General features: G+C 49.0%; 20 protein-coding genes. 13 read left to right on the top strand and 7 right to left on the bottom strand.

From position 1 onward, the window contains the following. Nucleotides 1-148: 148 nt before the first annotated feature. Complete coding sequence (locus Q9M42_RS03080; protein WP_322525250.1) at nucleotides 149-472, bottom strand: CHY zinc finger protein; 324 nt, start codon at nucleotides 470-472, stop codon at nucleotides 149-151. Between the two features lie 282 nt (nucleotides 473-754). Between Q9M42_RS03080 and Q9M42_RS03075 the strand changes: the two genes are divergently transcribed. From Q9M42_RS03075 to Q9M42_RS03055, 5 genes are all read left to right on the top strand, one after another. Continuing rightward, nucleotides 755-1,189 carry a hypothetical protein gene (locus Q9M42_RS03075; protein ID WP_322525060.1) on the top strand — a complete coding sequence of 145 codons (435 nt, stop codon included), beginning with the start codon at nucleotides 755-757 and terminating at the stop codon, nucleotides 1,187-1,189. 135 nt (nucleotides 1,190-1,324) lie between these two features. Then, nucleotides 1,325-2,377, top strand: a complete 1,053-nt coding sequence (locus tag Q9M42_RS03070) for a C45 family peptidase (RefSeq protein WP_322525059.1) — start codon at nucleotides 1,325-1,327, stop codon at nucleotides 2,375-2,377. Nucleotides 2,378-2,547: 170 nt separating this feature from the next. Beyond that, complete coding sequence (locus tag Q9M42_RS03065) at nucleotides 2,548-2,976, top strand: hypothetical protein (protein ID WP_091610979.1); 429 nt, start codon at nucleotides 2,548-2,550, stop codon at nucleotides 2,974-2,976. A 237-nt stretch (nucleotides 2,977-3,213) separates the two neighbouring features. Beyond that, nucleotides 3,214-4,422: a NupC/NupG family nucleoside CNT transporter gene (locus tag Q9M42_RS03060; protein WP_322525058.1), complete on the top strand. Its 1,209-nt coding sequence runs from the start codon at nucleotides 3,214-3,216 to the stop codon at nucleotides 4,420-4,422. Between the two features lie 116 nt (nucleotides 4,423-4,538). Continuing rightward, nucleotides 4,539-4,742: a DUF6501 family protein gene (locus Q9M42_RS03055; protein WP_322525057.1), complete on the top strand. Its 204-nt coding sequence runs from the start codon at nucleotides 4,539-4,541 to the stop codon at nucleotides 4,740-4,742. A gap of 33 nt (nucleotides 4,743-4,775) precedes the next feature. Here Q9M42_RS03055 and Q9M42_RS03050 read toward each other — a convergent pair whose 3' ends face one another. Beyond that, nucleotides 4,776-5,546 carry an alpha/beta hydrolase gene (locus tag Q9M42_RS03050; protein WP_322525056.1) on the bottom strand — a complete coding sequence of 257 codons (771 nt, stop codon included), beginning with the start codon at nucleotides 5,544-5,546 and terminating at the stop codon, nucleotides 4,776-4,778. Between the two features lie 95 nt (nucleotides 5,547-5,641). On the opposite strand from Q9M42_RS03050, the gene Q9M42_RS03045 reads away from it, so the two are divergent. Then, complete coding sequence (locus Q9M42_RS03045) at nucleotides 5,642-6,037, top strand: gamma-glutamylcyclotransferase family protein (RefSeq protein WP_322525055.1); 396 nt, start codon at nucleotides 5,642-5,644, stop codon at nucleotides 6,035-6,037. A gap of 14 nt (nucleotides 6,038-6,051) precedes the next feature. Here the strand turns inward: Q9M42_RS03045 and Q9M42_RS03040 are convergent, their stop codons facing one another. Then, complete coding sequence (locus tag Q9M42_RS03040; protein ID WP_322525054.1) at nucleotides 6,052-6,858, bottom strand: YihY/virulence factor BrkB family protein; 807 nt, start codon at nucleotides 6,856-6,858, stop codon at nucleotides 6,052-6,054. An 86-nt stretch (nucleotides 6,859-6,944) separates the two neighbouring features. On the opposite strand from Q9M42_RS03040, the gene Q9M42_RS03035 reads away from it, so the two are divergent. Further along, a complete protein-coding gene (locus tag Q9M42_RS03035; protein WP_322525053.1) occupies nucleotides 6,945-7,715 on the top strand; it encodes a S1 family peptidase in 771 nt (256 codons plus the stop codon). Nucleotides 7,716-7,896: 181 nt separating this feature from the next. On the opposite strand, the gene Q9M42_RS03030 is transcribed toward Q9M42_RS03035, so the two are convergent. Beyond that, entirely contained in the window at nucleotides 7,897-9,495 is a 1,599-nt protein-coding gene (locus Q9M42_RS03030) for an ABC-F family ATP-binding cassette domain-containing protein (RefSeq protein ID WP_322525052.1), read from the bottom strand. 174 nt (nucleotides 9,496-9,669) lie between these two features. Between Q9M42_RS03030 and Q9M42_RS03025 the strand changes: the two genes are divergently transcribed. The 6 genes from Q9M42_RS03025 to Q9M42_RS03000 all read left to right on the top strand — a co-directional run bounded on the left by Q9M42_RS03025 (nucleotide 9,670) and on the right by Q9M42_RS03000 (nucleotide 13,941). Continuing rightward, nucleotides 9,670-10,485 carry a uroporphyrinogen-III synthase gene (locus Q9M42_RS03025; protein WP_322525051.1) on the top strand — a complete coding sequence of 272 codons (816 nt, stop codon included), beginning with the start codon at nucleotides 9,670-9,672 and terminating at the stop codon, nucleotides 10,483-10,485. A gap of 25 nt (nucleotides 10,486-10,510) precedes the next feature. Continuing rightward, on the top strand, nucleotides 10,511-11,359 hold the full coding sequence (locus Q9M42_RS03020; RefSeq protein WP_322525050.1) for a hypothetical protein: 849 nt from the start codon (nucleotides 10,511-10,513) through the stop codon (nucleotides 11,357-11,359). Nucleotides 11,360-11,599: 240 nt separating this feature from the next. Continuing rightward, on the top strand, nucleotides 11,600-12,196 hold the full coding sequence (locus Q9M42_RS03015) for a hypothetical protein (protein ID WP_322525049.1): 597 nt from the start codon (nucleotides 11,600-11,602) through the stop codon (nucleotides 12,194-12,196). 33 nt (nucleotides 12,197-12,229) lie between these two features. Continuing rightward, nucleotides 12,230-12,571: a general stress protein gene (locus Q9M42_RS03010; protein ID WP_322525048.1), complete on the top strand. Its 342-nt coding sequence runs from the start codon at nucleotides 12,230-12,232 to the stop codon at nucleotides 12,569-12,571. 485 nt (nucleotides 12,572-13,056) lie between these two features. Further along, on the top strand, nucleotides 13,057-13,452 hold the full coding sequence (locus Q9M42_RS03005; RefSeq protein ID WP_322525047.1) for a hypothetical protein: 396 nt from the start codon (nucleotides 13,057-13,059) through the stop codon (nucleotides 13,450-13,452). A gap of 297 nt (nucleotides 13,453-13,749) precedes the next feature. Continuing rightward, nucleotides 13,750-13,941 carry a hypothetical protein gene (locus tag Q9M42_RS03000; protein WP_322525046.1) on the top strand — a complete coding sequence of 64 codons (192 nt, stop codon included), beginning with the start codon at nucleotides 13,750-13,752 and terminating at the stop codon, nucleotides 13,939-13,941. A 996-nt stretch (nucleotides 13,942-14,937) separates the two neighbouring features. Here the strand turns inward: Q9M42_RS03000 and Q9M42_RS02995 are convergent. From Q9M42_RS02995 to parE, 3 genes are read right to left on the bottom strand one after another with little or no spacing between them, the layout of a single operon-like run. Further along, entirely contained in the window at nucleotides 14,938-15,453 is a 516-nt protein-coding gene (locus Q9M42_RS02995; protein ID WP_322525045.1) for a metal-dependent hydrolase, read from the bottom strand. 40 nt (nucleotides 15,454-15,493) lie between these two features. Then, complete coding sequence (gene parC, locus Q9M42_RS02990; RefSeq protein WP_322525044.1) at nucleotides 15,494-17,920, bottom strand: DNA topoisomerase IV subunit A; 2,427 nt, start codon at nucleotides 17,918-17,920, stop codon at nucleotides 15,494-15,496. Then, nucleotides 17,921-19,897: a DNA topoisomerase IV subunit B gene (gene parE / locus Q9M42_RS02985; RefSeq protein WP_322525043.1), complete on the bottom strand. Its 1,977-nt coding sequence runs from the start codon at nucleotides 19,895-19,897 to the stop codon at nucleotides 17,921-17,923. Nucleotides 19,898-19,932: the final 35 nt, after the last annotated feature.

Here is a 19,932-nt window from a genome sequence, read left to right as displayed (position 1 = left end):
TCGGGTCAAACTCCTTTCTGGATGATCTAAGTAGTTTTTGAACGTCATTTGACTCCGCCAGCGTCTCATCTATTGACGACTAATCTATAATAAAGGCATTTACGCTGAAAAGAAAGGTTAGGAAGACCTAATGGTTTTCAAAAATTTCTCAGCCCTGTGACAGCGAAAAATAGATGGAAGCATGGCGCTGGCATCCTGGGTTGAATGCCGCCTGACAATTCGGGCATCGATGATCAGCATGAAGATAAGCAGACACGCTCATAGTGTGCCGGCACCTTCCGCACAAAACTGCCTCTTCGGCAAACAATGAAGAAGGCCATGGTTCTATGGGGTGGCTTTCACTTTCTTCATGACAGGCGTGGCAGCTGTACCAGCGGCCACAGCAATAAAACTTCATGGCAACAATATCGACAGATGTATGATAATGGGCGCATCTTGTTTCTTCATCTAAAGAAACGCCTCGAACTTTCACCTTTGAACAGCTCAAAAACTCATCTCCTTATATTAACACTCTCTCTCGTATTCTAACAGTAAAAGTACAATTTTTACGAGATGTTTTAAAAGTATGAAAATAAGGTATAATGAAAAAGCATTCTTAGTGAGTGCAACAACAAGCATTGTTTGAATTTTCTTTCATTTTATCGACAACCGCTTTCGATTATGATATATTTATTTACACACATGGACGAATGTATATCGTGGGGAGTGGTAGGCAAACCAAGCGGTAAAACGAGATTTTTAAGGAGGCTATAAAATGGAAGTACAGGAAAATCAACTGACATTCGTTCAGGAAAAAGCGAAAGAATTGTCAAATGCGATGGAATTAAGAGGGTGGGCCAGTACAAAACTCGTACCGACTCCTCCGTATGGATATACGTTAGTAAGTATGACCGGCTGCCGGGCCTGGTTCGGAAAACGCTGGGGCATGATTAATGATGACAGGGAAAATTTCCTGAAAATAGTGCTTGATATTCCAAAAGGAAGAACTTCCATTGAAGATGTAAGCGAACGCCTGGATCTCGACATTGTACATGGCAACGAGGGAAAAACCGGCGTAGAAATGATTGATAACCGGGACCGCCATACCATTGTCATTTATCTGTTCAAAGAAACCCTCGAACAGACTTCATTCCGTGACAGTGAAACCCTCGAGCTCATTAGCGATGTAAGACGCTGGTCCTGCTTATAAAATTGGATATTTATTTTAAACGCCCGGTTTACGGGCGTTTTTTTATGCTGAGGTGCAGATGGTTCGATAAACAGGGCAGTTTTTTCTATACTTAAAAGCAAATAGAAAAGCAGGGCAAAGGAGTTCAAAAGATCGATGAAAAATATTCATGTTGACGTAAAAGCATACAAAGGAACCTATGCAGATATCGGTTATCAGCAGGGACGTTATTTAAAACATACCCCGCTCGTTCGTTACCATTATAATGAGCGCTTAAAGCGTTCACTGGCAAAATTCGAGGTTCCAGTGGAAGAGGTGAAAAAACTTTATCAGCTGTACGTGCCCGGTTTATGGGAAGAATTAAAGGGGCTGGCTGAAGGTCTTGAGTGGCCGTTTACGGATGTGCTCCAGGAATTCAGCGGCTATCAGGCATCGAAGGTGCGTTCCGGATGCAGCGGACTGATGGCAAACGGGATGTACATAAGAAACTATGACTATTTGCCGAGTACGTATGAAGGGAGGTTTTTGTTCATAAAGCCAATCAACGGACCGGGGACGGCAGGGTTTGCCCAGCGGATTATCGGCCGTTCGGATGCAATGAATGAATACGGTCTTTCTATCGGGTATCATTTCGTGCACCGTATTAAGCCAAAACCCGGAATTGTCTGCTCCAACCTGCTCAGAATTGTACTTGAAACGTGCCGCACTACAGGAGAGGCGGTGCGGCTTCTGCAGGAGCTTCCGCACCGGCACTCGTTCAACTACTCCATGATGGACGCCTCCGGAGAGAGTGCAGTAGTGGAAGCGTCGCCCCGTGGGACGGCTGTGCGCCCGGCGGGGGAAGTAGCCTGCACCAATCATTTCAATGTACCATCCTTGCAGGAGGAAAACCGTCATTTGATGGGCAATTCCCGGGAACGCGAAGCCCGCATCCGCTCCATTGACTGGAAACAGGAAACGGCCTACAGCGCGTTCGCCCGCTTTAATCATGATACCGACTCCATTTATTCGAATGACTACGAGCATTGGTCCGGAACTATTCATACAGCGCAGTACCTTCCTGCGGAAAAAAAGATATACGTCGGGATCGGCGGAAACCGGTATCCAGTGCTTCTGCCGTTTGCAGGATGGCTGAACGAAGAGTCGCTGCGGATCACGAAAATCCGGGGGGCTGTGGATACGAATATGCCTTTTTCCTTTGAATGGTAAATAAGCCACGGTGAATCTGAAAAAAGTAAGGGAAAACAGTAGGAAACACTGGAGCAAGATGTTATAATATTTTAAAATATGCTCGAAAAAGTAGAAAGACGGGGTGCAGCATGAAAGCGTATCGTCGCAAATTCTTTTATCTGCCTTTACACCAGGAGAAGATGGAACCAATGAGTATGGATCGTGTCCGCCAGGCAGGCTTTGATATCGTTATTACGCGGGACGATCTTCCGTACATGATCAGCTTCTGCCGCGAATGGCGCTCGTATTTTGAAGAAAAAGCAAAAAGTGTTCAATCTGTGTACCGTCCTTACGTGGAGGACGCAGCTGCTTTTTTTGACGATCAGGTAGAGCAGATGACACTGTGCACATCTCCGCACCACGGCACTGATAAATATATTTTACCGCTTACAGAGATGGTCAGTTCATTAATGCTCGCCTATGACGCCTTTGACCGCGTCATGGATGAATATCATCATATGCCTGCACATTTTGAAACCGCACTGAAATATTACCGCCAGTTTAAAATGAAGGTAGACACAAATAAAGCTCAGTTTATTTTAAATCACTTACCGGATCTCCGCTTAAGTGTAGAGTAAATTTAATGCTATATAGAAAGCCCTGGCGCATTTGCCAGGGTTTTCTAATTTTACTGCTTTCGAATTTCGTAACCGCTTTCTTATTACAGGCGGATCAGCCTGACTGACAATTGAGAAATTACACAATTTTTAAGCATAAAAGGAGATAGTTATTTACTTCATGCCCTCCTTTTGATACATTAACTTTGATCTATTCTTTATGAATTAGATCAATCTTACATACATGGTGGTGGGTATATGAACATATTATGGGGATTGATGGGAATTGTTTTTGTCTTGTTTTTAGCTTTTTTACTATCTTCCCGCAAAAAATCAATTCGTTTTCGTCCCATTCTTGTCGGTCTGTTATTCCAACTCGTTTTTGCGTTTTTAGTGCTGGGCTCCACGTGGGGAAGGGCTGCGTTTGAGTGGCTGGTTGTCCGCGTGCAGGACGTAATCGATACGGCAGAGGAAGGATATGTCTTTCTGTTTGGTGAAGAGATTACGGAGACAGGCGCGTTTGCGTTTACAGTGCTCCCGGTTATTATCTTTTTCTCCTCACTAATCGGCATTTTGTACTACGTCGGGGTTATGCAGGTAATCATCAAGTTTATCGGCGGGGTGCTTTCCGCCCTGCTGAAAACGAGTAAAGCCGAATCTATGTCAGCAGCAGCCAACGTATTCGTTGGACAGACGGAAGCACCACTTGTGGTTCGTCCGTTTCTCCCGAACATGACCAAATCCGAGCTGTTTGCGGTTATGACCGGGGGGCTCGGGTCGGTAGCTGGTTCAGTGCTGTTTGGTTATGCAGGGCTTGGTATTCCATTGGATTATCTGCTTGCAGCAAGCTTTATGGCTGCGCCGGGCGGCCTAATTATTGCGAAGGTGATTTTCCCGGAACCGGATCTCAGCCTTACCACGGATGAAATCAAAGTCGAAAAGGACACCGAATCCCACAATGTGATCGACGCAGCAGCGCGTGGAGCTTCTACCGGCCTGCAGCTTGCCTTGAACGTCGGGGCGATGCTGATTGCGTTTGTCGCTTTGATTGCAATGATTAATTTGCTGCTCGGTTGGGTAACAGGTTGGTTTGGCGCTGATGGTATTACGCTTGAACTGCTTCTTGGATATGTATTCGCCCCAGTCGCCTTTATGATTGGTGTTCCATGGAGTGAAGCTCTCCAGGCCGGCGGATTTATCGGTCAGAAGCTAGTATTAAACGAATTTGTCGCTTATGCGAACTTTGCACCGGAAATTGATTCCTTCAGCGAAAAATCTCAGGCTATCATTACCTTTGCGCTTTGTGGATTTGCGAACCTTTCATCCCTTGCCATTATTTTAGGCGGCTTTGCTTCGCTGGCACCTACGCGTCGCAACGATATCGCCCAAATGGGACTGAAGGCAGTAGCAGCCGGAGCTTTAGTATCGCTTTTGAGTGCATCGATTGCCGGCATGTTTGTACTGTAAGCTCAGAACCATCGCAGGCGCTCCTTTTCGAAGGGGCGCTTTTTTGTATCAATTACGGCGTCGCAGCAGGTGATATGCTACAATAAAAAAATACTCAAATGATTAGGAGGCCTACCATGATCCATGAGCAGTGGAAAAACAGTGAAACCCTAAAATATGTGACATGCCGGCACGCCGAAGCAGCCAAATACAAGGTCGACAGCGTGCTGACCCCGGGGAAGCAGTATCCCGTGAAAAACGAAACGGATGAATTCATTTTCATTATCGACAATACCGGTCGTATCGGCGGATTTTATAAAGACTACTTTGAAGAAGCATAAAAAGGAGCTGCAGTCGCTGCAGCTCCTTTAGATTTACATAATGTAATTATGAGAATCAGCAGCAACGACCGAAGACACCCAGGAAGATAAACGCCCGGCGAGGAAATCCCGGTCAGCATCAAGTGTCGCTACGTGATAGGAATGTTCAAGCCATTCAAACGATTTGGACGAAGAAGAAAGATTTTCATGTATAGCGACTGCATTTGCAGGGGGCACAACATGATCAATCCGTGAGGCTGCGACAAATGCCGGGCATGAAATGGAAGGCACCTGCGTTCGCACGGCGGCGGTTAGCTCAAGCAGAGAATGAACCGAAGCTGTCGGCACATGCGAATACGTAATTTCTTCTTCCTGAGGAGTCCGGATATCAGGACGCTCTTCTTTAATAAAAGCAGAGGAAGTCTGCTTAACTGCACGCTCCATTTCTGGAACGTCTATGGCTGGGTTTATTAAAGCAATTCCCGCAGCGTCCTGAAAAAAAGCAGCGGTATGAAGGGCGAGAGTTCCTCCCATAGATTGTCCTGCAATGAAAACACGGCTGTGTTCAGCGTGAAGCGACCGGTACGCGGTATGAATGTCCCTGATCCAGTCCTGATGCGTAAAACGTCTAAGATCTTGATAGGAGGTGCCATGGCCCTGTAGTCTAGGAGCATAAACAGTAAAACCATTTTGGGCTAGCTGGCGGCATACATACTGTACGCTCTGGGGGGTGCCTAAAAAACCGTGACAGACCAGTACAGCCGTTTCACCACCAGGAAAATAAAGTGATTCAGCGCCAGGAAGCACCCGGGGAGCCTGAGGCATGAACATTTCCTCCTTTAAAGTTAACTATTCTGATTAATTTACTAAGGATTATTATAGCTTCAGGCATGAAGTTTGTCAATTTGAGGAGGTCCAAAATGCAGACAGTATTTGTATATGGCACTCTGTTGCAAAAATTAAACAATTATTACTACATTCAAAATAGTGTATATAAAATAGAACAAGGAAAAGTGAAGGGTTTTTTATACAACACAGGCCCGTACCCTGCAATTGTTGTCGATGCAAACGGAATGGATGTTGTAGGAGAATGGATACAAGTAGATGATGCAGCTATGAGTGTGCTGGATTGGCTAGAGCAGTACGAACAGCCGGGACTTGTGAACGAATATGAAAGGGTGTGGGTGGAAGACGCTGAGGGGAAAAAAGAAGGGTGGATATACACGTACTCCCATTTGCAGGCAGAACGCTATCCACTTATTCCTTCAGGATCCTGGCGTGAACATTTGTTGTCCTCTGGAGGGGGACAGAGATAAAGTTAAAGGTATATTCAAATAGTTTTATTATCTCTTTCATAGAGACAGGCGTTCCATTCTCCCCCTAGAAGAATTGCAAACCCGGTAAGATAAAACCAGAGCATGAGTACAATTAGGTTGCCTAAATTGCCATATATCATGGAATAATCACTGACACTGACGTAAAATGAAAACCCAAAAGAAGCTGCCTGCCAGGTGCACAAGGCAAGAGTAGCTCCGGGAAGGGATTCTTTCCAGGTAGTTCTGCGGTTCGGCACTACTTTGTAAATCATGGCAAGAATCGCACCTATGACCAAAAAACTGATGATCCATCGAATCCAGCTCCACAGCTGCAGGAAATAATCATCAAGGCCGATGAAGCGAAAAAGAAAAGCACCGAGCGGTTCACCATAAATAGGAAGCAGCAGGGATAAAATGATAGCGAGCAGCAGAGACAAAACGATAATGATGCCTTTTCCCACCATGGAGACAAAGGAAGGAAGCTTTAGTCGGTAGGCAGCATTAATTGCACGGATAATGGCAAGTGTTCCCATAAGACTCAGCCAGAGTGTAGCGGCTGTACTGAATGACAGCAGGCCTACGGAGCGGGAATTCAAAATGGTATTCAGGTTGTTTTGTATAATCGTAAAGGCGCCCCCCGGAACATAGGTGCTTATAAGCGTAAGGATATCGTCTGTATTGATGGAAAAAAATCCAATAATACTGATCATCAGCATTAATAGCGGAAGCATAGCGAGAAGAAAGTAATAAGCCAGCTGCGCCGCGATGTCATAGATTTTATCTTCAATGCTTTTTTTAAAGAAAGATTGGAGAAAATGCATAAGATAATCCTCCTTTTTGCGGAAGTCCCTTTTTCTCATTATAATACAGAAGTAGAGAATGAGAAGAGACGGAAAAGGAGAGGTGTATGAGAAGAGACGAAGAAGGGGAAGAACGCCTCGAAGGTGAACCGGATCCGGAAGACTTTGAGCCGGGTCCGCCGCGGAAGCCGAAAAATAAACGCCGCGGCTTGTTTCGGATAATAGCAGTGCTGATGGCAGGGATGCTGGTTTTTCAATCTGCCTATTATTTAATTGATACCTTCCGTTTGGATGCGTGGTCTTTTTTAACCGCTTCTTATCAGCTTTCCAAGCAGGAGGATGTTCAGCAGTGGCAGGAGGCAGTCACGAAAATACAGGCAATAGAGAACGGGGAAACGTCTTTTGGGACTGGTTTTTTCGTAGAAGACGCCAGCGTTCTCGTTACAAATTATCACGTAGTCGAAGGAGCGGACAGTGTGGCGGTCGAAACCGGGGAGGGCGACCTTGCCGAAGCAGCAGTGGAAGCTGTAGATAAGCAGGCTGACCTTGCTGTTGTAACGCTCAAGGAGCCGTGGGAGGGGGGTGGCGTTACACTTGCGGACACGAGTGCATCTGCCGGTTCGGACGTTATCGTGATTGGGAATCCGCTCGGCTTTTCAGATGTCGCCAACCGGGGAGACATCATCGACAGGGAGGAAGATCAGCTGGTGCTTGATGCTCCCGTGTTCAACGGAAGCAGCGGCAGCCCAGTGCTGACAGAAGCGGGTGAGGTGGCCGGGGTCGTGTTTGCGAGCGGAGAGCATCAGGGCAAGCGATACGGACTCGCGGCACCGGTGGAGCAGGTGCACGAGGCAATAGCTCAAGCAGAAGACAGTTAAAAGCAGCAAATTACCGCGGAGGTGTGCAGGTTCGTGGTAATGATTTTAAATTAAATAAAAATTTCATTTACCGTATTTATTATAAAATAAAAAATATAATTAAGGAATAGAAGGTTGTAAATGAACATTAAAAAGCACCAGGGCTCAAACACCCTGATGCCTGATAGGCTACATAAAAACGTTATGCGCGAGCATACTGCTCTTCAATATACTCATCGTAGCTCATTTCTTTATCGATCATACCGTCCGGAGTGAACTCGATAATCCGGTTGGCAATCGTCTGAACAAATTCATGGTCATGGGACGTGAAGAGCACTGAACCGTTAAATGACTTCAGACCATTGTTCAATGCCTGAATGGCTTCGAGGTCAAGGTGGTTGGTCGGCTCATCCATAATAAGAACGTTCGCGCCGCTTAACATCATTTTGGAAAGCATGCAGCGGACCTTTTCGCCACCGGAAAGCACATCCGCTTTTTTAAATACTTCTTCGCCGGAAAAGAGCATCCGCCCGAGGAAGCCGCGAATAAATGTTTCGCTCTGGTCGTCCGGGGAATACTGGCGCAGCCAGTCCACCAGGTTGATGTTCAGACCTTCAAAGTAAGCAGAATTGTCTTTTGGAAAGTAGGAGCGGCTAGTGGTCAGTCCCCATTTGTAGTCGCCGCTGTCCGGTTCCATTTCGCCGGCTAAAATCTGCAGCAGAACGGTTTTTTTCGTTTCCTCTTCGCCCACAAACGCTACTTTGTCACCGCTGTTAAGGGTGAAATTGACGTTATCAAGCACTTTAACGCCATCAATGGTTTTCGACAGGTTTTCAACAGTCAGCAGGTCTTTGCCAAGCTCCCGGTTCGGCTTAAATTGCACGAATGGATACTTTCTCGAGGACGGCTTGATGTCATCAAGAGAAATTTTATCCAACGTCTTTTTCCGGGAGGTGGCCTGTTTGGACTTGGAGGCGTTCGCACTGAAGCGGGCGATAAAGTCTTTCAGTTCTTTGATTTGTTCCTCTTTTTTCTTGTTCTGTTCGCGGGCCATCTTCTGGGCGAGCTGGCTGGATTCGTACCAGAAGTCATAGTTGCCGACGTACAGTTCAATTTTGTTAAAGTCGAGGTCCGCAATATGCGTGCATACCTGGTTCAAAAAGTGACGGTCGTGAGAAACGACAATGACCGTATTTTCAAAGTTGATCAGAAACTCTTCGAGCCAGTGAACCGCCTGCACGTCCAGGTTATTGGTTGGCTCGTCGAGAAGCAGAACGTCCGGATCGCCGAACAGGGCCTGCGCGAGCAGTACTTTAACCTTCTGGGAACCGCTTAACGAAGACATCGGCTTCTGATGCAGATCTTCGGTAATGCCGAGACCCTGCAGTAGCTGGGCAGCTTCTGTTTCCGCTTCGTACCCGTTCATTTCCGCAAATTCTGCCTCAAGTTCTGCTGCCTTCATGCCGTCTTCGTCGGAAAAGTCGGGTTTCATATAAATTTCGTTTTTTTCGTTCATCACTTCATACAGGCGGGTGTGGCCCATAATGACCACATCGATGACCGTATATTCCTCATACGCGAAGTGGTCCTGTTTCAGCACAGCAAGCCGCGAATCTTTATCCATAATTACATTTCCGCTCTGGGAATCAATTTCCCCGGAAAGAATTTTTAAGAACGTGGATTTGCCGGCCCCGTTCGCCCCGATCAAGCCGTAGCAGTTGCCGGGAGTGAACTTTATATTAACGTCTTCAAATAAAATTTGATCCCCGAACCGGAGCCCAACGTTTTGTACATCGATCATGTTCATATCTCCTTTATAAATAACAGTCTGTTTCATACTAACACGCGGCGGTTCAAAATGAACAGGGGAAGGGAAGGTTTTCCGCAGAAAAGTAGACCGGCACTGCTGTCAGATACAGAAAAAGCATGATATAGTAAATGCAGAAAACGGATAGAGACCAAAGGAGGCGTTTCGGTGGCCAAAGGATTAAGCGGACGGCGGGTGATTCTTGCCGCGTCCCGGAAAACAGAGGAAATGGAAGAGTTGATTCGGCGGCAGGGGGGAGAGCCGCTTAACTACCCGCTCCAGGGAACCTCATTTTTAAATGAAGAACAGCTTCGGGCTCCAATGCGGGCCTATCTGGAACAGCCGGTGGACTGGAGTATATTCATGACGGGCATGGGACTGAACGCAATGCTTGATATTGCAGAGGAGGAAGGACTCCGGCAAGCATTTGTGCAAAAGATCCAGCAGACAAAGGTAGCGGCCCGGGGATACAAGACCGCTAATGTCTTAAAAGGCCTGGACTGCGCTATTGCGGCCCGCGATGATGACGGAACGACCGAAGGGATGATCCGCGCTCTTGATGGCCACGATTTCCAGCAGAAGCAGGTGATGGTGCAGCTGCACGGGATTGAAAATCCGAGGCTCCGCCGGTACCTTGAGGACCACGGAGCCGATGTGTATGACATTCTGCCGTATCAGCATACGCCTCCGGAAGAAGCTGTGGCATCCGCATGCCTCGAAGACCTTTTGAATGCAGAAAGTGAAGCTATCTGCTTTACGACCGCTATTCAGGTGCACGCTCTCTTTCAGCATGCCGGAGAGGCAGGCCGAACGGAAGAGCTGCAGGAAGCGCTCCGCCGCCAGGTGGTGCCGACGGCGGTCGGGAAAGTAACGGCGGAAGCGTTAAAAGAAAGAGGCATCGAAGACTACGTAGTGCCGGAAAACGAACGGATGGGCGCCATGATTGTCGCTTTATCCAAACATTTTGAACAACGAAAGGACTAATCCATTGAAACAACTATTCTCACGCATGCAGCGATGGAACGTATTGAATGATAAAGGCGAGTACTATGTTCTCGCTTCGGGAGCGCAAATTGCCCGGCTGTACAAAGAAGATACTGACGGAGAGTTTTCCTCCGGGGACCAGGTGGAAGCGATCAGCTGGTTTGACGAAGAAGGAAACAAGCGGCTGGACGTTCATCAGCCGGAAGTAGAAGAGGAAGGATTTGCCTGGCGGGCAGTCGTGACAAGCGACACGGACCATGGCCTCGAAGTAGCGGTCGACGAACGGTGGAAGGCGCCGGTGGAACGGCATGACTATCTGCAGGATGAGACGTACTGGCCCGCTCCGGGGGAGTTTCTGTTTGTACACCTGGAGTACACAGCCAGCGGCCTGAGAGCTTTTCCAGCCAGTGAAGACGACGTACAGCAGCTGATGGCGCCGGCCCCTGCAGAACTGCACCATACGTGGCTCAATGCTACGGTGTACAGTTCCCCGCCGTTCGGTGCCTTTTTATTCACCGCCGACCGCTACAAAATCTTTATCCATGAATCGGACTGGACCCACCGGCCGCGCGTAGGGGAAGAGCTGAAAGTGCGTATCACTCACCGCCAGGAGGACGGGTCGTTAAACGCCTCGATGTATCCGCCGAAGGAAATAGCGATCGGGGAAGACGCCCGGCTGATCCTGGATCGGATCCAGCAGGAAGGCGGCACGCTGCCATTCGGAGACCGGAGCAGTCCGGAAACCATCCGGAAGGAATTCGGTCTTAGCAAGGCGGCGTTCAAACGGGCGGTTGGTTCGTTGTTGAAGGAAAAGCGCATCCGCCAGGAAAACAACATGCTGATGCTTGAGCATTCGGAGGAGCGCGAAGAATAATGGCTGCAGGTTTTACGAGACCAGGCAGCATATCATGATAGAAGAGCGGCCCCTCCCAGGGTCGCTTTTTTTGTGGCACGAATGCGTTGACCGCCGGGCACCTTTTTAGTTTGGGCTTGAGCGGGAGCATGTTCCCTCGTATCTCTGGACCTAAAGTATGTTTATGAAACGAGTGTGGCTTAAGAACAAACAGATACGGGTATGGTACATGCAATCATACTTTTGAATGGTGGTGGGACAGTGAGCAGCAAGAAGAAAAGCTCCAAAAGCAATGACAACCTTACCTACGCGTTCATGGCTGCCGGCAGTTTAATCGGCGGGGCGCTGCCATTGCTGCGCAAAGATATCGGCAAAAAAACAGAAAAAAACGTCCAACAGACCGCGAAAAAAGCACGGAAGCTGAGCCCGGAACCGCTGAACCAGGCCATTAAATCCGGGCAGGGCATGGAGAAAAAAGCCAAGGGTACGGTGAAAACAGTCAAGCGGGCTGCTAAAGTATCAGCAGCTGCCTTTGCAATGGCCAAGGTTCCGAAAAAAATCAAAAAGAAAATTTATACTTTACGCTATCACGTCGGGGAAGCCGTCATCCACACCGGTGAAAAAATCCAGGGACCTGCGTATGACCCTGAGCGGACCGCTGCAGAGAGTGGAGACAGGGAAGAGCCCTCTTCGTCTGAAACGGAAGAGAACGCCGCAGAAACTTCTGAGAGCAGCGGGAGCAAAGACGCCTGGGAACAGGAAGAGGAATACGAAGAAGAAAAATTTGAAGGCGCAAAAGCCTCGACGAAAAAGCCGGCAAAAACAATGAAAAAACTAAAAAAAGCATCGAATGCCTAAAATGACCTATACTAATTTAATGAGGTGAAGCGAATGGAACCTAAGTTCAAAATTTTCCATAACGATGAAACATTGAGTGAAACGATTGATAAACTTCGCAATGACGGGATCCGGGATGAGGATATGTACATTCTGGCATATGATAATGACCATGACCGCCGGGCGAGAAAAGATACTGACGCCAAAAAAGTGGGAATGAAAGTAGTCGGATTCGGCACGAGCCTGAAAAACGTTTTTCGTGGGAAATCGAAAACGATTTTAACTAAGCTGCAGAAGCTCGGTTTTGATTCGGAAAAGGCCGAGCGCCTCGAAGAAGAACTGCAAAAAGGTAAAACGCTGCTCGTCGTTACCAATCAGGATCAAGTGGAATTTTAAGCCCTGACTCCGGGGCTTTTTTATTTTACATAAGCAACCAAATTTCTAAAGTGGCAGGGCTGATACAATAATACTTAGCTTTGTTTCCGTCTCTTCGTCATTTCCGCTTTAAGCAGTTTGCGAATATCGTATCCAATATAGAACAGCAATCGAAAAGAAGAGCGCATCAACTCGCTGCTTTTAAGGGGGTTCATTGTGCATTTCGTAGTTTAACTCAAAAGCCGTTGAAAAATACGAACAGCACAATGTACGCATATGCTATGGTGGAGCGGGAGCGTCTTTCATTCCTCTATGCCAAAGGAGACGATAATTTGTCAGGTGAAGAAGCGGGGATACCCTCATAACATGAGAGCCCGGGCTGCTCCAGACTGGCGGAAATATACCTATCGGGAGCGGTTAAAGGCTGTACATATAAACGTTAAACGAAAGGAACCTGTAAAAAAACCAGCGTGTCAGCTGTGAAGCACTGACCGCTGGCTAAAATAATGCAAAAAGCGATGTTGGAAGTGAATAATGCACAGTTTTATGACCTTGGAGACATTCAGGCCCAGGTGATCGACGGAGAGCCGATGTATGTCGCCAATGTGGCTTACACGAACCTGTTCCGCTGGTTCCGTGGTGATGGAACGCCGGGATATTTCCAGATTTCTGCGGTCGACCCGAACAACAATCCGATCTTTGTGGAATCCTCCATGCAATACACCAACAGCAGTTTTTTTAACGAGAAACTGAACCGTGTGATTTATAGCGCCTTTCCGTCCTGGTACCAGAGCGGGAGCATTTATCTGAAGGTGGATGAGGAAGAGAAGCTGTGGTACGTTCAAAAGTCTATCAGAACCGCGACTGGACGTGGCACACGTATCATACGAACGCACAGGTAGTTGTCGTTGATCTTGAAACAGGGGCGGTTTCCAAGTACAAAGCGGATAACGTCCCGTCGTTTATTGAAAGTGCGTACAGTCCCGCCATGGCGAGTGACATGAATAACAAGTACGGAAAATAAGGTCACACCTGTCTCTGATGCCCGCACCGGAGAGCTTCGTCTGTACAACGGCGAGGAGTATAAAGGCGACATAGACACGCAGGGCGCACGCGGCATTGCGAACTGCCAGTTCCCTGAGAAAGAATGGATCGGCAGCATGCCGATCATGTATAACATTAACGGAAATGCGACGTGAGTGGTTAATACGCTCGATCCGGCTAGCCTGTTCCGGCAGTACGCCTACATTAAAGCGAGCGATGCCGACGTATACGCTTTTGGCGATACCGCACAGGGGGCGATGGAAAATTACCACTCCGCGCTTGCTTTTACCGATGAAGGTGTGGAAGCGAGTGAAGCTCATCAGGAAGAAGCTGCAGGAAATCACTGACCAGCCGTGGTAGGGATTACGCCAGTTTTTCAGTCTAACGAAGAGCGGCTGACAACATCCTTTATAATATAAGTAGCGCGCTCTCAAGGATTTAACTTGCAGCTGAGAATGTACGTTGCCTTTGAAGCGGCCCAGAATGGCGTCTCAGGGCACTCAAAACAGTTTTTGCTCGTGGTGATAAAGAGCGGGAACGTCATTCAGCCGGCGATTTTCCGGAAATGACTTAAAAAGACTCCTATGGGGGGTCTTTATTGTTGTCTTTGGATACATACGGAAACGTTTCCCATCGTCAAATGCTCAGGAGAACGGATTGAAACAAGCTTCGTCTCATTTGATTTTGAGACAGACACAGAATTGGAAACCAATGCAAAGATAGCGGAGAATAAGCTTGTTATTTTTGCACAGCAAAAGATATAAAAACTCTTAGGAACGGCAATGATTTAAAGAAAAGAATGGAAATGCGCGGAAAGCAATCGAATAAAATGCTGCCAGCTACTTACAAAGACTTATTTGAATGACTGATGAAAATACTGCTCTCATAAGCTGACTGATTAAGAAATCGTGATTCCAATAATAGATTCGCCGGCAGCTGCAAGTGAATAATCGCGCTTCGGGAACGGACAGCAATTCCTGCAGAGTTAAATAATGAGTACGGCAAGGAAAACTTAGCATAGCATGAAGGCCATCAATAACGAGAACAGCAGAGAATTTATAAATTATGACTGGAGGACAACTGCAGAAGTGAAATAACGATTAAAGATGAAGCACTGTATATGAGGTAAAGGATGCTAATGAAAGGGAAGGCAGAGATATAAAGCTAGAATCAGCTCTCAGAGTGCTTTATTTATTTCTAGTTAACATAATATATATTATCGGAAGTTAACGATATTTTGTTTCAATACTAAAGATAACTTCGTATTTTGAGACAAAACAAATAAGAAGCACCAGTATCATTCCGTACTGACGCTTCCTCCATTGATTTTATGACATATTGGTTTATAGCGTGAGATCAATCGAAAACAGCTGAAAGCTCACATAAAATAAACCGGCGATGAGCAAAGCGTTGATCAGCCCTTCGCCGAAGGTGGATCCGGTTTTTGTCGTAAATGGGAACCGAAAGGCATAGTGCAGCGGAAAAAGCACGTGGACGCCTTTTGTTGTCATCATGTCGAGCACAATATGGCTTAAAATTCCAAGGCTGATGCCCCACTGCAGCGCGAGTCCCCATCCTTCCTGCCACTGGCCAAGCGACAGAAAGACGAGCAGCACAAGCAGGAGGCTGTGGGTAAAGGTGCGGTGCCCAACCAGCTTTGAAATCAGATGGGAAACGCCCGGCACCCGTCTCCCCATCCATGAGTTTGGCTGGCAGATATCCGGGACCAGGCCCCCGAAAACCAGGCTTGCGACATAAATACTGGTCTCCCATTCAAAAAAGGCAAACGGCACCGGCGTCAGCCACTGAACGGCCAGGCCGCCCGTGACTGCTCCGATCACATGTGTTCCTGCTTTCATGGTTGTTCAGCGTCCTTTTTGAAAGCGAGCGGAGTGTGGTTTACTGGTACGGGATATCCTTCCATACGGCTTCAATCACTCCGTGCTTTTTCGTATCAATAACATAGGAACCATTGCTGTAACGGTCCACCCGCCGGTATTTTGTCGGGTCAATCGTAACCGTCATGTTTTTCGTACGGGCCTGCAGCACAAATGGCTCGCCGTTCAGGATAGAGCTTGCAATGATCCGGTGCGGCCTGGATTTGACTTCCTTCCAGAGAACGATCCCCCGCTTGGCCCGGTTCGTTATCGGAATATCATCCAGACTCATGCGTTTAACGCCACCGCGTTGGGTGACCATGACCACATCCTCAGTTTTATAGGCCGAGGTTACATGCGCCCCGGTGACCACATCCCCGTCTTTTAAATCAATCGCTTTAACGCCGGCTGCCCGGACACCAACAGGAGAAACCTCCTGTTCATGGAAGCGGAGACCATAGTTTTGATAGGTCGTGAGGAAAAACTCCTGCTCCCCGCTCGTCTGGTACACGGAAAGCACTTCGTCCCCCTCCTTTACATTCACTCCAATCATGGAGCGGCCGTATCGCGATGCCTGATAGGCGTTCATCGCCGTTTTTTTGATCATGCCCTGGCGGGTGATAAACACAAAATAGTCCTCTTCAGTAAACTCCTGGACCGGCACGACGGCCACCAGCGCATCCCCCGGATCAAGCGGAGAAATATTCCCGATATGCTGGCCATTATCCTTCCAGCGGATTTCAGAAAGCATATGTACCGGCAGGTAGATAAACTGTCCTTTTTTCGTAAACAACAGCAGCATATCTGTCGTATTCATGTCGCGGAAAAACAACAGGGCGTCTTCCTCTTTCATCCCTGGTGGTTCGGTATTTGAAGCCGCATAGGACCGCTGACTCGTTCGTTTAATGTAGCCCTCCGCCGTGGCGGTCACAATAACATCCTCGGACGGAATCATTACTTCACGGTCGATTTTCAGCTCTTCGATTTCCGCTTCAATCACAGTGCGGCGGGTGTCGTCATACTGCTTTTTAACTTCCTGCAGTTCCTTTTTCACGACCTGCTGCAGTTTCTTTTCGCTCGACAGGATACCACGGAGCCGCTTGATTTCTTTTTCGAGCTCTCCAGCTTCTTTTTCGAGCTGGGTAACATCAGTATTCGTTAAGCGGTACAGCTGCAGGTTCACGATGGCCTCGGCCTGGGCATCAGTGAAGGCAAACTGCTCCACCAGGTTTTCCTTCGCGTTTTTCTTGTTTTCCGACTGTCGGATCGTGTCAATCACCTGGTCGAGCACACTGATCGCCTTAATCAGGCCTTCCACGATATGCTGGCGCTGCTCCGCTTTGTTGAGGTCAAACTGGGAGCGGTTGGTGACGACGCTCCGCCGGTGGCTGATGTAGGCCTCAAGCAGCTGTTTTAAATTCATCAGCTGCGGAGTGCGGTCATTGATGGCGACCATGTTGAAATTATAAGAAACCTGCAGGTCCGTCATTTTGTAATAAAAGTTCAGTACGCTCTGGGCGTTGGCATCTTTTTTGAGCTCAATGACGACCCGGAGGCCGGTTCGGTCCGTATCGTCGCGCACCTCAGCTACTCCGTCGACTTTACGATCAAACCGGAGTTCATCCATCTTCTTTACGAGCGTGGACTTGTTCACTTCATACGGCAGCTCGGTAATCAGAATCTGTTCCCGGCCGCCCCGTACCTGTTCGATGCTCGTTTTGGCCCGAACGACGACTTTCCCCCGTCCGGTCTCATACGCCTGACGGATGCCGTCTTTGCCCTGAATGACGCCGCCAGTCGGAAAATCGGGCCCCTGCACGTACTGCATCAATTCGTCGGTCGACACCGACGGCTTTTCGAGCTGCGCGACCGAAGCATCAATAATTTCCCCCAGCTGATGCGGCGGGATATCGGTTGCATAACCGGAGGAAATGCCGGTGGATCCGTTGATCAGCAGATTCGGGAATTTTGCCGGTAGGACGGTCGGCTCCTCCTGCGTGTCATCAAAGTTAGTCACGTGCTCCACCGTCTGTTTTTCAATATCTTTCAGCAGTTCGGACGAGACGCTGGCGAGACGCGCTTCCGTGTAACGCATGGCCGCCGGCGGATCGCCGTCGACGGAGCCGTTGTTGCCGTGCATTTCCACGAGCGGGGCGCGGACCTTCCATTCCTGGCTCATCCGCACCATGGCCTCATACACGGAGGAGTCCCCGTGCGGATGATAGTTCCCGATGACGTTACCGACCGTTTTTGCTGCTTTGCGGAATGGTTTGTCCGCAGTGTTACCGTCCTGAAGCATCGCAAACAGAATCCGGCGCTGAACGGGCTTTAACCCGTCGCGTGCGTCCGGGAGGGCACGTTCCTGAATAATGTATTTACTGTAGCGCCCGAAGCGTTCCCCGAGAACGTCTTCGAGGCGAAGATCCAAGTATTGTTCTGCATCAGCCACTTACGGTTCCTCCTTAATAATCTGCAAATCAGTGTTATCCAAAATATTCAAGTCCTCTTCCATGCCGAACGCCACGTTGGATTCAATCCACTTTCGCCGGGGCTCCACTTTATTGCCCATCAGCGTGGACACGCGTCGATCCGCGCGGGCGCCGTCCTCCACGGTCACCCGGATGAGAGTCCGGCTTTCTGGATTCATCGTCGTCTCCCACAGCTGGGAGGCGTCCATTTCCCCCAGTCCCTTGTAGCGCTGGATAGTGTAACCTTTACCAATACGCTCAATGGCTTGCTGAAGGCCGTTCTCCTCCCAGGCATATTCGGATTTCTGCTTGGGGCCACTTCCCTTGCTGACCTTATAGAGCGGCGGCAGGGCGATATAGACTTTCCCCGATTCCACGAGCTCCCGCATGTAGCGGTAGAAAAACGTCAGCAAAAGCACCTGAATGTGAGCACCGTCGGTATCGGCGTCTGTCATAATCACGACCTTATCGTAATTTCGGTCTTCGAGGGTGAAGTCCGTGCCGACACCGGCGCCGAGAGCATAGATGATGGTTCGGATTTCTTCATTTTTCATAATATCATCGAGCTTCGCTTTTTCCGTGTTAATGACCTTGCCGCGCAGCGGGAGCACAGCCTGAAATTTACGGTCGCGCCCTTGCTTGGCCGAGCCGCCAGCCGAATCCCCTTCGACGAGGTACAGCTCATTGCGGTCCGGGTTTTTGGACTGCGCCGGCGTGAGCTTGCCGCTTAAAAGCGCGTCTTTTTTCCGGTTCTTTTTACCGTTCCGTGCTTCTTCGCGGGCTTTGCGCGCGGCTTCCCGCACCTGGGCGGCTTTGATGGCTTTTTTGATCAGCATCGTGCTGACCGTCGAGTTTTCCTCTAGAAAGTACGTCAGGCGGTCTGTAATGTACTGATCCACCGCGGAGCGGGCCTCCGGCGTACCGAGCTTGCTTTTCGTCTGCCCTTCAAACTGCAGGAGATGCTCCGGAATCCGGATCGAGACCACGGCGGTCAGCCCTTCGCGGATGTCACTGCCGTCGAGGTTTTTATCCTTCTCCTTTAACAGCTGGAGCTTGCGGGCGTGTTCGTTGAGCACCCGGGTAAACGCCGAACGGGCGCCGGATTCATGCGTGCCGCCGTCGCGGGTACGGACATTGTTCACAAACGAGAGCATGTTCTCCGTATAGCCGTCGGTAAACTGAAACGCAAAGTCCACCTCGATATCCTGGGCCTTCCCCTCAAAGGAGACGACCGGATGAAGGGTTTCCTTGTCTTCGTTTAAATACTCCACAAACGCCTGAATGCCGGTGTCAAACTGAAATTCTTCGGTCACCGGTTCTTTGTCGCGCTTATCATGCAGACGGATGCTTGTGCCCTTCAACAGAAACGCGGCTTCGCGCAGGCGTTCAGCCAACACGTCGAACTGGTAGTGCACCGCATTGAACATGGAAGCGTCCGGCTTGAACCGGATCGTTGTCCCGGTTTTTTTGGTATTTCCCTTCTGCTCAAGGGTCGTCACCGGACGGCCGCCGTTTTCAAAGCGCTGCTCGAAAATCTGGTTGTCCCGGTAAATAGTGACTTCAAGCCACTCCGACAGGGCATTGACCACCGAGGCACCGACGCCGTGCAGGCCGCCACTTGTAGCGTAGCCGCCCTGGCCGAATTTCCCGCCGGCGTGAAGCACGGTCAAAATCACTTCCGGAGTCGGCTTGCCAGAGCTGTGGGTGCCGGTCGGCATGCCCCGGCCGTGGTCGGATACAGAAACGCTCCCGTCTTTATGCAGCGTCACTTCGATCACGCTGCCGTAGCCGGCGATCGCTTCATCGACCGAATTATCAAGAATTTCAAAAACAAGATGGTGAAGCCCTCGGCTGTCCGTGCTGCCGATATACATGCCCGGGCGTTTCCGGACTGCTTCGAGCCCCTCCAGTACTTGAATGGATTCATCGTTATATTGATAGGATTTATCTGCTGCCACTCCTGTCTCTCCCTTCTTCATTCTCCGTTCTAGTT

The sequence above is a fragment of the Marinococcus luteus genome, assembly GCF_034497705.1.
Lineage (GTDB): Bacteria > Bacillota > Bacilli > Bacillales > Marinococcaceae > Marinococcus > Marinococcus luteus_A.
The sequence above is the reverse complement of the archived record's forward strand: the minus strand, read 5'-3'. Positions and strand labels throughout refer to the sequence as shown.